General features: G+C 38.6%; 16 protein-coding genes. All 16 read left to right on the plus strand.

What is annotated here, in order from left to right; translation table 11 throughout:
• Positions 1-7 precede the first annotated feature (7 nt).
• The 16 genes from B2V92_RS24175 to B2V92_RS24250 all read left to right on the plus strand — a co-directional run bounded on the left by B2V92_RS24175 (position 8) and on the right by B2V92_RS24250 (position 16,974).
• A complete protein-coding gene (locus tag B2V92_RS24175) occupies positions 8-3,049 on the plus strand; it encodes a TAT-variant-translocated molybdopterin oxidoreductase (protein WP_293312942.1) in 3,042 nt (1,013 codons plus the stop codon).
• A gap of 26 nt (positions 3,050-3,075) precedes the next feature.
• Entirely contained in the window at positions 3,076-4,548 is a 1,473-nt protein-coding gene (nrfD, locus tag B2V92_RS24180) for an NrfD/PsrC family molybdoenzyme membrane anchor subunit (protein ID WP_293312944.1), read from the plus strand.
• 2 nt (positions 4,549-4,550) lie between these two features.
• Positions 4,551-5,087 (plus strand): DUF3341 domain-containing protein, encoded by a 537-nt coding sequence (locus tag B2V92_RS24185; RefSeq protein ID WP_039471449.1) that lies wholly within the window; start codon positions 4,551-4,553, stop codon positions 5,085-5,087.
• The gene (locus B2V92_RS24190; protein ID WP_293312949.1) at positions 5,059-5,664 is read left to right on the plus strand and encodes a c-type cytochrome; all 606 of its coding nucleotides are present in this window, start codon (positions 5,059-5,061) and stop codon (positions 5,662-5,664) included. Before B2V92_RS24185 ends, B2V92_RS24190 begins: the two co-directional genes overlap by 29 nt.
• A gap of 16 nt (positions 5,665-5,680) precedes the next feature.
• On the plus strand, positions 5,681-6,901 hold the full coding sequence (locus tag B2V92_RS24195; protein WP_293312951.1) for a quinol:cytochrome C oxidoreductase: 1,221 nt from the start codon (positions 5,681-5,683) through the stop codon (positions 6,899-6,901).
• 69 nt (positions 6,902-6,970) lie between these two features.
• Positions 6,971-8,203, plus strand: coding sequence for a cytochrome c oxidase subunit II (locus B2V92_RS24200; protein WP_293312953.1), 1,233 nt, complete (start codon positions 6,971-6,973; stop codon positions 8,201-8,203).
• Between the two features lie 116 nt (positions 8,204-8,319).
• Positions 8,320-10,107 (plus strand): cytochrome c oxidase subunit I, encoded by a 1,788-nt coding sequence (locus B2V92_RS24205; RefSeq protein WP_414691908.1) that lies wholly within the window; start codon positions 8,320-8,322, stop codon positions 10,105-10,107.
• Positions 10,108-10,189: 82 nt separating this feature from the next.
• Positions 10,190-11,248 carry a COX15/CtaA family protein gene (locus B2V92_RS24210; protein WP_293312957.1) on the plus strand — a complete coding sequence of 353 codons (1,059 nt, stop codon included), beginning with the start codon at positions 10,190-10,192 and terminating at the stop codon, positions 11,246-11,248.
• A 12-nt stretch (positions 11,249-11,260) separates the two neighbouring features.
• Positions 11,261-12,169, plus strand: a complete 909-nt coding sequence (gene cyoE, locus B2V92_RS24215) for a heme o synthase (protein ID WP_025144057.1) — start codon at positions 11,261-11,263, stop codon at positions 12,167-12,169.
• A gap of 15 nt (positions 12,170-12,184) precedes the next feature.
• Positions 12,185-12,751: a cytochrome c oxidase subunit 3 gene (locus B2V92_RS24220; protein ID WP_293312959.1), complete on the plus strand. Its 567-nt coding sequence runs from the start codon at positions 12,185-12,187 to the stop codon at positions 12,749-12,751.
• A 31-nt stretch (positions 12,752-12,782) separates the two neighbouring features.
• A complete protein-coding gene (locus B2V92_RS24225) occupies positions 12,783-13,496 on the plus strand; it encodes a cytochrome c oxidase subunit 3 (protein WP_113947728.1) in 714 nt (237 codons plus the stop codon).
• A 25-nt stretch (positions 13,497-13,521) separates the two neighbouring features.
• Positions 13,522-13,875 (plus strand): cytochrome C oxidase subunit IV family protein, encoded by a 354-nt coding sequence (locus B2V92_RS24230; RefSeq protein ID WP_293312962.1) that lies wholly within the window; start codon positions 13,522-13,524, stop codon positions 13,873-13,875.
• Entirely contained in the window at positions 13,875-14,570 is a 696-nt protein-coding gene (locus B2V92_RS24235; protein ID WP_293312964.1) for an SCO family protein, read from the plus strand. The genes B2V92_RS24230 and B2V92_RS24235 overlap by 1 nt, the downstream gene beginning before the upstream one ends.
• A gap of 82 nt (positions 14,571-14,652) precedes the next feature.
• Positions 14,653-15,195 carry a DUF420 domain-containing protein gene (locus tag B2V92_RS24240; RefSeq protein ID WP_293312965.1) on the plus strand — a complete coding sequence of 181 codons (543 nt, stop codon included), beginning with the start codon at positions 14,653-14,655 and terminating at the stop codon, positions 15,193-15,195.
• 101 nt (positions 15,196-15,296) lie between these two features.
• On the plus strand, positions 15,297-15,899 hold the full coding sequence (locus tag B2V92_RS24245) for an RNA polymerase sigma-70 factor (protein WP_293312967.1): 603 nt from the start codon (positions 15,297-15,299) through the stop codon (positions 15,897-15,899).
• Between the two features lie 109 nt (positions 15,900-16,008).
• Entirely contained in the window at positions 16,009-16,974 is a 966-nt protein-coding gene (locus B2V92_RS24250) for a FecR family protein (RefSeq protein WP_293312969.1), read from the plus strand.
• Positions 16,975-16,997 lie beyond the last annotated feature (23 nt).

Here is a 16,997-nt window from a genome sequence, read left to right on the forward strand (position 1 = left end):
AGCTTAAATGGAAAGCAATAAAAAATACTGGAAAGGCTTAGAGGAGTATAACAATACACCCGATTTTGTTAAAAATAACAAAAACGAATTCGCCGAGCCACTTCCAATAGAAGATGTTTTAAATGAAGCAGGGTTAAGTACCGTTACCCCACGCCGCGACTTTTTAAAGGCGTTAGGTTTTGGATTGGGTGCCGTTACGTTAGCTGCCTGCCAAAGTACACCGTTAAAAAAATCTATCCCTTATCTGGTAAAACCTGAAGAAGTAACTCCGGGTATACCTAACTTCTATACTTCTAGCTTCAACGGCCAGAGTATTTTGGTGAAAACAAGAGAGGGACGTCCGATTAAAATTGAACCAAACCCGAATGCGGGCCAGTTTAACTGCGGTACTGATGCCAGAGCGCAGGCTTCGGTGTTGGATTTATACGATGTATCTAAACTAAAAGCACCTGCTACCGTAAAAGGTGGTCAGGTTGAAGAAACTACCTGGGCAAAAATCGACAGCTTTGTAAAAGGCGAGTTGGCAAAAGCACAGGCAGGTGGAAAGAAAATCCGTATTGTATCATCAACAGTTAATAGCCCGTCAACTAATGCAGTAATTGCAGCTTTTGCGGCTAAATATCCTGCTGCTAAACTGGTTCAGTACGATGCCGTTTCTTATACAGGTATTATCCAGGCCAATCAGAACAGTTTCGGTAAAGCAGTTTTACCGAAATACAATTTCGATAAGGCTGATTTAATTGTAAGTTTCAGTGCCGATTTCTTGGGTACGTGGATCAGTGGTGAAGAGTTTACTTCACAATACACTGCTAACCGTAACTATAAATCGTTAGAAAATAAAAAAATGAGCCGCCACATTCAGTTCGAAAGTGGAATGAGCTTAACAGGTACCAATGCAGATACCCGTGTTCCGGTTAAATTATCAGAAGAAGGTCCTGCTTTAATTGCTTTATACAATGCAATTACCGGTGCTTCATTACCTGGCGGAACTTTAGGTAACAATACTACAGCTGATAAAGTAATTAAATTAGCTGCTAAAGAATTGTTGCAGAATAAAGGTAAAGGCCTTGTAGTTTGCGGTTCGAATGATGTTTCTACTCAAATTTTAGTAAATGCCATTAACGCCGCTATCGGAAGTTATGGTACTACCATCGATTTAGATAACGCCAGTCATTTATATGCTGGTAACGATGCCGAGTTTAACGGTTTAGTTGCCGAAATGGGCCGTGGCGAAGTTGGTGCTGTTTTATTCTTAAACAGTAACCCTGCTTACGATGCTGCAAATGCAAAAGCATTTACTGATGCATTGACTAAAGTACCTGCTAAGATTTCATTCTCAGATCGTGCTGATGAAACAGCTACGCTTTGTGATGTGATCGCAATTAACCACAATTACCTAGAATCATGGGGTGATGCAAACGCTTACGAAGGATATTATTCTATCGTACAGCCAACCATCAATCCTGTTTTCAACAGCCGTCAGGCAGAAGAAAGTTTATTAACCTGGGCTGATGCTCCTGTTAAAGATTACTATCAGTTTGTACGCAGCAACTGGGAAGCTAAAGTATTACCTGCAGCCGGTTTAAAATGGAACGATGTTTTAGAAAAAGGTGTAGTTACCTTAGCTGCTAAAACTCCGGTAGCTTATGGCTTTACTTTATCTTTGGATGCGGTTGCTACTTCAATCAGCACCAGCAGCAAAGCTTTAGTTAAAGGTGGCGATCAGTTAGAATTACAGGTTTACGAAAACGTACCGATGCGTGATGGTAAAAATGCAAACAACGCATTCTTACAGGAATTACCTGATCCGGTATCGAAAGTAACATGGGATAACTTTGTTGCCCTTGCACCTAAAACTGCTGAGAAATTTAAAGTTAAAGAATTTGACGTGGTAACTGTTAAAGGTGCCAACGGATATTCGGTAGATCTTCCGGTGTTAATCCAACCAGGACAGGCACAGGGAACAGCTTCTATCGCTTTAGGTTATGGCCGTAGTAAAGCTGGTAAGGCAGGTAACGATGTAGGTAAAAATGCATTCCCTTTTGTTTCTTTTGTAAACGGAACCATGCAATATGCCAGCAATGTAAGCATTACCCCAACAGGTGGTTTTTACGAATTGGCCCAAACACAAACCCACCACTCTTTCGAGGGCCGTGCAGTGATTAAAGAAGCTACTTTTAAAGAGTTTTTGAAAAATCCTGGAGCAGGTAACGAAAAAGGCGAGCATAAAGATTACGATCTTTGGGATCAATACGAAAAACCAGGTAACAACTGGGTGATGGCAATCGATCTGAATGCCTGTACAGGTTGTGGTTCTTGTATTGTTGCCTGTAATGTAGAAAATAACATTCCTGTTGTAGGTCGTGATGAGGTTCGCCGTCGTCGTGAGATGCACTGGATCCGTATCGACCGTTACTATAGCTACGAAACACCAACAGGTGATGTAACCAAAGAAAAAGAAATTGCCAAATTAGAAGATTTGGATCATGTTTCTGTGGTTCACCAACCAATGTTGTGCCAACACTGTGATCACGCACCTTGCGAAACAGTTTGTCCGGTATTGGCTACGGTACACTCTTCAGATGGTTTAAACCACATGGCTTACAACCGTTGCGTAGGTACACGTTACTGTGCAAACAACTGTCCGTACAAAGTACGTCGTTTCAACTGGTTCAATTACTGGAACGATTCGCGTTTCGATAACTATTTAAATAACGAGTTTACCCAATTGGTATTAAATCCTGATGTAACTACACGTTCGCGTGGTGTTATGGAGAAATGCTCTATGTGTATCCAACGTATCCAAGGTGGCAAATTACAGGCTAAAATGGAAAAACGTCCATTAAAAGATGGCGATATCAAAATGGCTTGTCAAGAAGCTTGTTCAGCAAATGCAATCATATTTGGTGATTCAAACGATCCTAATTCAGAAGTTTCAAAAGCATTACGTTCTGAGCGTATCTACTACGTATTGGAAGAAATCAATGTGAAACCAGGTATCGGATATATGACTAAAATTAGAAATACAGATACAAAAGTACAAGCGTAAGCTTTAGCATAAAGAAAATACAAATTATGTCAGGACATAACGAATCAATACTTAGAGAACCATTAATTACCGGCGATAACATTACGTATGCAAAAATTACGGATGATATCTTGATGCCGGTAGAGAACAAGCCGAACAAAGCTTGGTGGATTGGTTTCACCTTTGCTTCATTAGGTGCTTTACTTTGGGTTGTAGCAGTAAGTTACACCTTCTGGAACGGTATCGGAGCATGGGGTTTAAATAAAACAGTAGGTTGGGCTTGGGATATCACCGGTTTCGTATGGTGGGTAGGTATCGGTCACGCCGGAACACTAATTTCGGCAGTACTATTACTTTTCCGTCAGAACTGGCGTAACTCCATTAACCGTTCGGCAGAGGCGATGACGATTTTCGCCGTAATCTGTGCCGCAACTTACGTAGTATCACACATGGGCCGTCCATGGTTAGCTTATTGGGTTTTACCTTTGCCAAACCAGTTCGGATCATTATGGGTAAACTTTAACTCACCATTGGTGTGGGATATGTTTGCAATCTCTACATACTTCTCTGTATCATTATTATTCTGGTACACAGGTTTATTACCAGATATTGCTACCATCCGCGACCGTGCAGTGGGCACACGTAGAAAAATCTATTCTATCTTCTCTTTTGGATGGAGCGGAAGTGTTAAAACATGGCAACGTTTCGAAGCGGTGTCGTTAATTTTGGCCGGTATCTCTACACCACTTGTACTTTCGGTACACACGATTGTATCAATGGACTTTGCAACATCGGTAATCCCTGGATGGCACACTACCATCTTCCCTCCATACTTTGTGGCTGGTGCGATCTTCTCAGGCTTTGCGATGGTATTAACCTTATTATTGGTTGCACGTAAAGTATTGGGTCTTGAGAATTACATCACCATGTTCCACATCGAGTCGATGAACAAAATCATCATCTTAACCGGATCAATCGTTGGTGTTGCTTATTTAACAGAGTTTTTCATCGCATGGTATTCAGGTTCTGAATACGAATCATACGCATTCGTTAACCGTTCAACTGGTCCGTACTGGTGGGCATACTGGATGATGATGACCTGTAACGTAATCTCTCCACAGTTATTATGGTTCAAAAAGATCCGTTTAAGCATCAAAGCTACCTGGATTTTATCAATCGTGGTAAACGTAGGTATGTGGTTCGAACGTTTCGTAATTATCGTTACTTCATTACACCGCGATTATATTCCTTCAAGTTGGGCAATGTTCTATCCAACCTGGGTTGATATCAGTGTATTCGTAGGTTCAATCGGATTGTTCTTTACTTTATTCTTATTGTTCTTAAGGGTATTGCCATCAATCGCTATCGCAGAGGTTAAATTATTATTGAAATCTGCAAGTGAGCAAGCCAAAATGAAACAGATTAAAGAAGGGCATGAGAATAAAGAATATGTAGCTGAGTACATAGAGTCTTTAGAGAAATTTGATAGTGTTAAACAAGAAGATTACGCAAAAATATAACAATGAGTGATATCAAATATATTTTAGGCAGCTTTGGCGATCCTGATGAAATGATGCATGGCATCGAAAAACTTCAGGAAAATAACATCAGCATTTATGATGTATATACTCCAATGCCTATACACGGAATAGAAGCCAAATTGGGAATTAAAAGATCGAGGATCGATATCGCAGCATTTTGCTTTGGTATTACCGGTACCTGCTGTGCATTCGCTTTGATTTATTTCTGCGCAGTAATCGATTGGAGAGTGAACATAGGTGGTAAACCATCATTTGCATTGCCGGATTTTATTCCGATAATGTTCGAGCTTACAGTATTATTCTGTGCTTTCGGTATGGTGTTAACTTATTATGCATCTACACACTTATTTCCAGGAAGAGCACCACGTGTGATGGATTTAAGGGCTACCGATGACCGCTTTGTAATCGCAGTTGATGCGAAAGACAATGCAGCACATACTGTAATTGATGGATTATTAAAAGATGCAGGTGCTTTAGAAGTAAAGTATAATGAAAGGAAGTACATTAGCTATGAATAAGAATAAATTTGTTTACACGGCGTTTTTAGCTATCGCTTTTGCAGCTACCTTTTCTGCTTGTAAAGATAAACGCAGTACTGGCTTAGAATATGCCAGAAACATGTATGATCCGATTGCTTACAATCCGGATCAGCCAAACAAGAATTTTAAAGATGGTAAAACTGCACAGTTGCCACCTGCACATACAAAACCGGTTGGTTTTACCGAGTATGATGAGTTTCCTAATACAAAAGAAGGATACGAAGCAGCAGGTGTGAGCATGGTAAACCCTTTACCAGTTGATACCCTGAATTTAGCCGAAGGTAAACACCTTTTTACCGTGTTCTGTAGCCCATGTCATGGTGAAAAAGGAGACGGACAAGGACACCTGGTTAAAATTGAGAAATTTAATGGTGTACCTTCTTACTTCTCAGGAAGTTCATCAAGAGGGGGAGATATGAAAGCACTTACTGCCGGTAAAATCTACCACACCATTACCTACGGTGTAAATAACATGGGTTCGCATGCTTCGCAAATCACGCCTAACGATCGTTGGAAAGTGGTGATGTATGTTCAGGAATTACAAAAACAACAATAAGTAAAGCAGAATATAAATGGGAACTCACAATATTAATTTTAGTGAACAGTTTGAGTTTACAGGTAAAGTAAAAACATTAAGTATAGTTGGTATCGCTTTAGGTGTCGTTGCTATTGCTTATGGTTTCTTAGCTGGTGATAAAGTGATGCACGAGCGTACTTTTGCCAACCTGTTGCTTATGGCATATTACTTTGCATGCGTATGTATGTCGGGTACATTTTTCCTTGCTGTTCAATATGTAGCTCAAGCAGGTTGGTCTGCATCAATTTTACGTGTACCACAGGCTATGGCAAAAACATTGCCGATAGCAGCTGCAATACTTTTTGTAGTTGTAGCCGCTGGTTTAAGCACACATAACCTTTATCACCACTGGCACGCTGACGGGTTAACCGATCAGAACAGCCCTAACTATGATGCGATCATTGCCGGTAAATCGGTATTCTTAAATGTACCGTTCTTTTTAGGTCGCCAGGTAGTGTTCTTAGGTGTTTACAGTATATTTTCGATCATGTTTGTTAAGTTTTCTTATAACGAAGATTTAGCTGGTGGTTTAAATTCGTACAGAAAAAGCTTTAAAAACGCTTGTATCTTCTTAGTAATTTACGGTTTTACTACACCGGTATTTGCTTTTGATACGATCATGTCGTTAGAAGCTCACTGGTTCTCAACCATGTTCGGTTGGTATAACTTCGCCGCAATGTGGGTGAGCAGTTTAGCTACCATCGCCATCATCATTATCCTTTTAAGAAGAGCTGGTTATATGCAATGGGTTAACAATAGCCACTTACATAACTTAGGCCAGTTTATCTTTGGTTTCTCTATCTTCTGGACTTATGTATGGTTTGCACAGTTCTTATTGATCTACTATGCAAACATGCCTGAAGAAACGGTATACTTCTACAAACGCTTCGAATATTACAAGTTCTGGTTTTTCTTAAACCTTGCCATGAACTTCTTAGCGCCGGTATTATTGTTAATGGATAGGGATAACAAAAGAACAGATGCGAAGTTATTGTTCGTTGCCATCGTGGTATTGTTAGGTCACTGGGTAGATTACTACCAGATGATTATGCCAGGAACGGTAGAAGCACATAATGGTTTCGGTATTATTGAAATTGGTACTGCAGCAGGTTTCGTTGGATTGTTTACCTTTACGGTTTTAACAGCACTGAGCAAAAAGCCATTAATTGCAAAAAACCACCCATTATTACAAGAAAGTTTGCATCATCAACTATAGTGGTGATAGGATAAAGCAAATATTTGATTATTATTATAATTAGCAGTACAGCGTACTACTTTTAAGAAAATGAGTTTAAGAAAGTTTATAACGAATAAAACGACCGCAGCTTTAGCAGTATTGATTACTGCTTTTGCAAACACTAGCGTATTTGCGCAAGATGCAGCAGCAGGTGCTGCCGCGGCACCGAAGGTTGATATGGGCGAGGTTTATAAATCGGTAATATTTTATATTCTGGTTTTCCTTGCCGCATGTTTATTCATCGCCATTATTGGTAAAGCAATAAGGGTTTATGAATTGAGCCGCGAAGCACAGGGTAAAGCTGTGGGCATAAACTGGAACAGGATACATGCAAGTTTATTTGCCCTGTTTTTAGTGGTAGGTTTATATGGTGTATATTGGGAATACACGGTGCATGGCGCCATGTTGTTACCTGATGCAGCATCTGAACACGGAAAGAAAATTGATGAAATGTTTAACTTAACATTAATCATCACCACAATCGTATTTGTGGTTACACACATCCTGTTATTCGGATTTTCTTATATCTACAAATATTCGGCTAAAAGAAAAGCTTACTACTATCCGCACAACAATACAATTGAGAAAATCTGGACCATCGTTCCTGCATTGGTATTAACGGTATTGGTATTAATGGGTTTTTTAACCTGGAGATCTATTTTCTTCAAAGTTGAAGATCCTAAAAATAAACCATTGCAGATTGAGGTTACCTCTGAGCAGTTTAAATGGTCTATCCGTTATCCTGGAGCTGATGGTGTAGTTGGTAACAAAAACTACAAATTAACTACGGCTACCAATCCACTGGGTATCGATTTTAAAGATCTTAATTCACGTGATGATGAAATGGCTGATGAGATGGTAATTCCGGTTGGAAAACCTGTAAAACTGATCTTAACCAGTAAAGATGTAATTCACAGTTTTTATATGCCGCATTTCAGGGTACAGTTAAATACCGTACCGGGTATGAGGGTATATTTTGAGTTTACGCCTACAAAAACTACTGCCGAAATGCAGCAGGAAACTAACGATCCTAACTTTAAATATCTTTTCTACTGTGCTAAAATCTGTGGATCTGGTCACTACAACATGCAAAAAGTTGTACGTGTAGTTTCTGAAGCCGAGTACAAAACTTGGATAGCTGAACAGAAAACATACTTAAACGACGATTTAAGAAAACAATTTAATTTGCCAGTGGCACCTGCAGCTGCAAAATCAGAAGCAGATTCGACAGCTACAGATACAGCAGCTGTTAAAACTAACCAAATGGCTTTAAATAAATAATATTAAGCAGGAGCGAACGAATTATGTCAACAATAGCATTACACGACGAACACAATCACGATCACGCTGATCATGGGCATCATAAAGAGACTTTGATTTCAAAGTACATCTTTAGTATGGATCATAAAATGATTGCCAAGCAATTTTTGATTACCGGTATTATTATGGCGGTAATTGCAATGGGCTTATCCATTTTATTCCGTATCCAATTGGCATGGCCAGATAAAAACTTCCCTTTCCTTGAAACATTTTTAGGTAAATGGGCTGAAGGTGGCCGTATCAAACCCGATTTTTACCTTGCATTGGTTACCATCCACGGTACCATCATGGTATTCTTTGTACTTACCGCTGGTTTAAGTGGTACATTTAGTAACTTACTTATTCCGCTTCAGGTTGGTGCAAGAGATATGGCTTCGCCATTCCTGAACATGCTTTCATACTGGTTCTTCTTTTTAGCCTGTGTGATCATGATGTCATCATTCTTTATACAAACGGGACCTGCATCTGGTGGTTGGACGGTTTATCCGCCGCTATCTGTTGTTGCCAAGGCTATGCCGGGTTCGGGCCTGGGTATGACTTTATGGTTATTTAGTATGGTACTTTTCGTTGCATCATCTTTAATGGGTGGTATCAACTACGTAAGTACAATCTTAAACATGCGTACTAAAGGTATGGACCTTTGGAAAATGCCATTAACCATCTGGGCTTTCTTTTTGACTGCTATTTTAGGTATCTTATCATTCCCTGTTCTTGTAGCTGGGGTAGTGTTAATGGTATTCGACCGTAGCTTCGGAACAAGTTTCTATTTATCAGATATCGTAATGGGTACTGATATTTTACCGAACGAAGGTGGTTCTCCAATTTTGTGGCAACACTTATTCTGGTTCTTAGGTCACCCTGAGGTATATATCGTAATTATGCCAGCATTGGGTATCTCATCTGAGGTAATCTCTGTAAACTCACGTAAACCGATTTTCGGTTACCATGCAATGGTTTACTCTTTAATCGGTATTACCGTATTATCATTCATCGTTTGGGGTCACCACATGTTTGTAACCGGTATGAACCCATTATTGGGTGGTGTATTTATGATCACAACATTGATCATTGCAGTACCATCAGCAGTAAAAACCTTTAACTATTTAGCTACATTATGGCGCGGTAACATCCGTTTTACCCCGGCAATGTTATTCGCTATCGGTTTGGTATCATTCTTTATCTCTGGTGGTTTAACCGGTATCTTCTTAGGTAACGCATCATTGGATATTAACTTACACGATACTTATTTTGTTGTTGCCCACTTCCACCTGGTAATGGGATCGGCCGCAATCTTTGGTATGCTTGCAGGTGTTTACCACTGGTTCCCTAAAATGTTCGGTAGAATGATGAATGCTAAACTTGGTTATTTACACTTCTGGTTAACTTTCATCGCAGCTTACCTGGTATTCTTCCCACTTCACTTCTTAGGTTTAGATGGTGTACCACGTCGTTACTATGCATTTACCGAGTTCGAGTTTATGAAAAAATGGTTAACGGTTAACGTATTTGTAACTTGGGCAGCTATTATGGCCGCACTTGCACAGGTAGCGTTTTTGTTTAACTTCTTCTACTCGATCTTTAAAGGAAAAGTATCTCCTCAAAACCCTTGGGAATCTAATACATTAGAGTGGACTGCACCGGTTGAGCACTTACATGGTAACTGGCCTGGAGAAATCCCAACTGTTTACAGATGGCCTTACGATTATAGCAAACCAGGACATGATGCAGACTTTATTCCTCAAACTGTTCCTTTCTCTCAAACCATGAGCTCTAACTTACCTCACGATTTTGAAGGAAATGCAGAAGCAGAGAAAATTCAGCAAGATTGGGAATTAGCTAATCCTGTTACAGAAAACAAGGGCTAGTTTAAGCTTTAAATAAAATTTTAAAAGGGGTATCTGATTAAGTTTCTGCTTATCCGGATACCCTTTTCATCTTAATAGATATATGGTCAGTAGATCAGAACAACGTTTCATTAGTATTAATCTTATAACCATTGTAGTTACCCTATTGGTTATACTTGCCGGAGGTATTGTGCGCAGTACAGGCTCGGGCATGGGCTGTCCGGATTGGCCTAAATGTTTCGACCGTTATATTCCACCAACCGATGTATCGCAGCTTCCTGCCAACTATAAAGAAAAATATGTGGCAGGCAGGTTAAAAAAGAACGAAAAATTTGCCAAATATTTAGAAAGCATGGGCAAAGTTGCCCTTGCCGATAGCATTAGGCACGATAAAAGCATTACCATACCCGAAGAATTTAATCCAACTAAAACGTGGACAGAGTATTTAAACCGATTGGCTGGTGTAGCTGCAGGGATATTCCTGTTTTTAACCGTTGTTTTTTCGTTTACCTATCGTAAAACGGCAAAACGGATTATCGTATTAAGCATACTCAATTTATTAGTTGTAGGTTATCAGGGCTGGCTGGGATCAATTGTGGTATCAACCAATCTTACCCAATGGGTGGTAACGGTACACATGCTTTTGGCACTGGTTATATTAGCTATTTCCATTTATACCTATAACTATGCGAAACAGCTTAACAAAGCGCCTTCGGTAATTATGTACAGGATATTATGGCTTAAAGGATTTTTATTCTTTACACTTGTGATCAGTATTATCCAGGTAGTTTTGGGTACGGATGTAAGGGAAGCAGTTGATGAAATTGCAAAGGCGCTGGCTTATGGCGGTAGAAATACATGGATTTCGAAAGTAGGATCGGTGTTTTCTTACCACCGCGATTTAGCTATTTTGGTTGTGGTATGTAATGCCATCGTTTATAAAATGGTTATCGATCGTTTTAGCGGCAAAGCAGCACCGCTGTTAACGGCACGCTTTATTTTAATTACGCTCCTTGTTCAGTTATTAAGTGGTTTCGCATTGGCTTACATTGCTTTTCCACCTGTAGCACAGGCTTTGCATATCCTGTTCTCAACACTGTTATTTAGTTTACAGTTTTATCTGTACCTGTTGGTTTACCGTACAAGTACCTATAAACAATAATATTTAAGGAAATTGAAACAATATCTTTCAGATTTTTCTAAACTTATCAAATTCAGGCTATCGTTTACGGTAGTGTTTTCTGCGTCGATTTCTTTTTTGATCGGGCAGAAAATGCAGGTTGGAAGAGGCCATATTCCTACCATCGATTGGGGGAACTGGCTAATCTTAATTGCCGGAGGGTTTTTAGTTACCGCAGCAGCAAACTGTTTTAATGAGATTATCGAAAAAGATCTGGATAAGTTAATGTCGAGAACAAAAGACCGCCCAATGCCTGCAGGCAGAATGACTACCGGACAGGGATTGATTCTGGGCGTGTTTATGGCATTTTTAGGCACCTGGTTATTGGGTAAACTAAACCTCGAAACAGGTTTGTTATCGGTATTTTCAATCCTGTTATATGCATTTGCCTATACGCCGTTGAAAAGAAAATCACCTATTGCAGTTTTTGTTGGTGCCATTCCGGGTGCATTGCCACCACTTATCGGTTATTTAGCTGCTTTTGGTAGTTTAAAGGCTGAAATGTTCCACGAAATTGATTATTACATAGCAGGTATTTTATTCCTGATCCAGTTTGTATGGCAGTTTCCACACTTTTGGGCTATTGCCTGGGTGTTGGATGATGATTACAAAAAAGCCGGTTTCAGGTTATTACCAACCAAAAAAAGAGATAAAACTTCGGCATTGCTTACTTTTTTAAGCACGTTGATCTTAATCCCGGTAAGTTTATTGCCAACCATTTATGGTTTTGGCGGTTATTACATTGCGGGTTTATCATTAATAGCCGGATTAATATTTAGCTGGTTGGCTTTTAAACTTCTAATGAACAGAGAACTGATTGATGCAAAGAAAGTGATGTTCTGTTCGTTTTTTTACATCCCGGCCGTACAGTTGGGTTTATTATTAAATTTTATAGCAAAATAACTTATGGTTATCACAATGGAAAAAATCCAGGATACATTTGATCCAAAACCCAGAAAGTTTATTGTTTGGCTATTTGTAGTATCATCTACCATTATGTTTGGGGGCTTTACCAGTTATTACCTGGTATTTGCCGCATCTAAAGGTAAAGGGCATGGTTTAGTATTGCCCGATGCATTTATTTACTCAAGCTTAGTAATTATAGCAAGCAGTATTACCCTGTTTTTAGCCTCCAGGGCATTACGTAAACTTAATTTCAGCTTACAACGCAACCTGCTTTGGGTTACCGTTATATTGGCCATTGTTTTTGGCGTAATGCAGTTTAATGCATGGGGAAGCATGGTAAGAACAGGAGCTACCTTAGTGGGTAACAATGCCGCCATTTCTTTTATTTATGTGGTATCGGGTATGCACTTATTGCACATTATTGCGGGTGTTGGCCTTATTATTAATGCATTAGCCGGTAGCTATAAAAACATTCCTGCCGCTAAAAGCCAGTACAGAATGGAAATTGCTTCTATTTTTTGGCATTTTATAGATATATTATGGATATATCTGTATGTTTTTTTACTTTTGAACCGTTAAATTTGTTAACAAACTATTATACTATTTCCAAATGAATGCAGTATCACAATTAGATCAAGTTAAAACCGGACCATGGAATGGTGGTCGTTCTCCGTGGTCGGTAGAATATGGCAAAATCATGATGTGGTTTTTCCTTTTGTCAGATGCTTTTACCTTTTCATCTTTATTGATCTACTACGGCGCTCAGCGTTTTTCTAAATTAACATGGCCAGCCCCTGATAAGGTTTTCCAATCTATCCCGGGCGTTATGGAGCATGGTGCACCACTGGTATTTGTGGGTATCATGACTTTTATATTGATCATGAGTTCGGTAACTATGGTATTGGCCGTAGAAGCTGGACACAGACGTTCTAAAAAAGAAGTAATCGGCTGGATGATTGCAACCATCATCGGTGGTTTCATGTTCCTGGGCTGTCAGGCAATTGAGTGGACCCACTTACACCATGATGGTTTCTGGTGGGGACATATCCCATCTGCCGAAGAATTAAAACACTTCTTCAATAAACCTGAAGATGTATCTTTGATCGCTTCACAACAATTTGCAAACTTGTTCTTCACCATTACAGGTTTCCACGGTTTCCACGTATTCAGTGGGGTTATCATTAACATCATCATCCTGATTATGACAATTAATGGAACGTTCGAAAAACGCGGACATTATTTAATGGTTGAAAAAGTTGGTTTATACTGGCACTTCGTAGATTTAGTATGGGTGTTTGTATTTACATTCTTCTATTTGGTTTAATTTATCATTCTATAAAAATATTTTTATGTCAGAGCACTCACATACAACAGAAGAACACGGACACGAAGAGCATGCAGGTTTATCAAAAGGTAAAATCTGGAAAGTTTTCGGAATCCTTTTATTAATCACCGTAATCGAGTTTATCATTGCATTGGTATTAATTCCAAAAGGAATCATGACCCAACATTTTGGTAACTACGTTTACATCGTGTTAACCTTGTTAAAAGCATTTTATATTGTAGCCTACTTTATGCACTTAAAGTACGAGAAACTGGGCTTACAGCTTGCATTAACCGTATCATTCATTTTCATTATTTATTTTATTGTTTTAATGTTAACTGAAGGTGGGTTTTTAAACCTGCACATGATGCACCATTAATGAAAAGAAATCCTATAAAAAAGGTATTAATCCTGGTAAGCATTTTAGCTATACCGGGATTTTTGTTTTTTTACTTATTGCCTCACTTTGCAAAAAACAGGTATAAGAGTTTACCCGTTTTTGGAAAAAAGATAGTTGCATCAACATTCCACAGTGTAAAAGGAAAGAAAATCCCCGATACCATTTACCACCAGATCCCCGATTTTAAACTGATCAACCAGCACAGCGATACCGTTAGCTGGAAATCGCTCGAAAATAAAATTGTAGTGCTTAACCTGTTTTATTCGGGAGCGGGTAGTCAGCAGACCAACAAATACATTAAACAGTTATCAGATGGTTACGAACAAAAGCCTTTGGTTAAGTTTTTAAGTTTATCGGTAGATCCTGCTGATAAAACTAAATTGAAAGATTTTGCAGCCGGTTTTAAGGCCAAAGAAGGCAAATGGGATTTCCTGGCGGGAGATACTATACAAACTTACCCTTTGATTAAACAAGGCTTATTGCTTGATGTAATCGAAGATGACAGTAAAGATAAACCAACCTTCATTTACGGTAATAAAATCTTACTTATCGATAATCTGCACCGCATTCGGGGCATGTACGATGCCGATAACGCCGAAGCCAATGCCAGGCTGGAAGATGAGATAAAAGTACTTATTGCCGAGTATCTGAGGAATGTTAAGGACGGTAGGTAGTTTTGAGTCCGAAGTCCTTAGTCTGGAGTCCAAAGTCTACTGTCTAATAGAATAATAAATATAAAGAGATTAAAGAATACTCATGGAAAATAGCCCGATTGAGAAAAAATATAATAAATGGATCATTATCCTATCCATTTTTATCCCTGTTGCAGTAGCATTTTTATTTGTGGTTAAATTAAAGGATTTAGGCATTGATGCACCAACCCTTCCTTTTTTGCCGCCTATTTATGCAACCATTAATGGTATAACAGCCGTACTACTTGTTGTTGCCGTTTGGGCAATTAAAAACGGAAAAGTCACCCTACACCAAAATTTAATGAAAACGGCCATTGGTTGTTCATTGTTGTTTTTGGTGATGTATATTGCATACCATATGACTACCCCTTCTACGAAGTTCGGTGGCGATGGAACAATAAAATATATCTACTTTTTTATCCTTTTAACGCACATATTACTTTCTATAGCGATTATCCCTTTGGTTTTGGTGAGTTATGTGAGGGCAATCGCCGAGCGTTTTGATAAACACAGAAAGATTGCAAAAATAACTTTTCCGCTATGGCTTTATGTGGCGGTTACCGGTGTTGTGGTTTACCTGATGATTTCGCCGTATTATCAATATTAACCAATTCATCTCGCATTTATTGTTAAAATTCAAGGTTTAGTCAGCAATTTCACCCATTAATTTGTAATATTGAGGTCAAAACTCTTTTATCAGATTTTTTGATGGATGTTTTAGACATTGAATCGGGGCAACATTTGATTGAAATCATTGAAAAGAATCGAACATCGGTTTTTACCCAATTTTATACTTCATACTTTCAGAAACTCCTTTTGGCAAGTGATAAATATGTTAAGGATGTTTTTATTACAGAGGAAATTGTTCAGGATATTTTTCTTAAAATCTGGGAAAACCCTTATCATATTTCTGAAGTAAAATCTATCAGGTCTTATTTATACAAATCGGTTATTAATGCCTCTATTAATTATGTTAACCGGCAGAAAAATATTGAGGAGCATCATTTAAAACTAGTAGCCGAGTTTTCTGAAGAATACGTTAGGGATCTGGATGAAGAAAATGAAATGATTGTTTTGCTTCATGCAGAAATAGAACGATTACCCGTTCAATGCAAAAAAGTGTTTAAATTAAGCCGTTTTGAGCACCTGAAGTATAAAGAAATAGCAACACAGTTGGAGATTTCTGAAAAAACTGTTGAAAACCATATCGGGAATGCGCTCAAAATCCTCAGAGACCGGTTTCTGAATGATGAAAACCTAAATAAGAAAGCTAAGGGCTATCTGCTTTTAATAAATATCTTCCTCTATTAGCTTTTTAAGGCCAATTTTAATTTTTTTTAAATTATTTCGTTTTTTTTTCGGCAACACTAGGGGTTTTTGGTTTCTTATTTGTCTACCTAATAACAAACCAAACTAACTAATGCGTAACCATCCCGAATACCTGAACTTAATTGTTCGGTATTTAAACAATCCCCAGGATGAATCACTTCATGCTGAAATAACTTCTTACAGAGCAGAATCTCCGGAAAATGAACTTCACTTTAAAGAAGTAGAAAGAATCTGGCAACTCACTTCCAGAGCTTCCCGGTTAGATCTGCTTCCAGTTAAAGATGCAGAAAAGAATTTCAGAATTTCTTTAAAAGCCATATCGTCGCGCCCGTTAAGTATTACAAAATGGCTGACTGGAATTGCTGCAGGTATTTTGATCGCTGGTGGCGGGTTAATTTTTTATAATGCTAAAACCAGGGCTGAATTAGTTACTGTTAAAACCGGTGTTGCACAAGTAGACACAATTTTGTTGGTAGATGGTTCTAAGATCATTTTAGCTGAAAACAGCATCGTAAAATATCCCAACAAATTTGTAGAAAATACCCGCGATGTTAGTTTAGATAAAGGCAGGGCTTTTTTCCTGATTTCGAAAGATCCCAAACATCCATTCCGCGTAAACATGGGCGAATCGCGGGTGAGCGTACTGGGTACTTCTTTTAACCTGATCTTTTCCAGATCAAATATTGATCTGGATGTAAAAACAGGTCGCGTAATGTTCCTGCCATATAAAGGTGCCGTTTCATCTATTTTAACTGCCGGACAGGGATTATCTTACAATATCAATCAAAAACAATTTTTAGCAAGGTTATCTCAGAATTCAGATTCGTGGATCACCAAAGAGTTAATATTTGTAGATACACCACTGGAAGAGGTTTGTAAACAGCTTTCGGATTGTTATGGTGTGGATATCGCATTTGATCCTGGTAAACGCATTAACAAAAAGTTTAATGCAACTTTTAAGCACGAAGACTTAGAAGACATTTTAAAGGTTTTACAACAAACCTACGATATAAAAATTCAAAAAAAGGGGACCCAACTAGTCCTTAAAACGCCTTAAAATAAACCAATTAACTACTTAAC

Origin of the sequence: Pedobacter sp. UBA5917, assembly GCF_002432345.1 — a bacterium.
GTDB lineage: Bacteria > Bacteroidota > Bacteroidia > Sphingobacteriales > Sphingobacteriaceae > Pedobacter.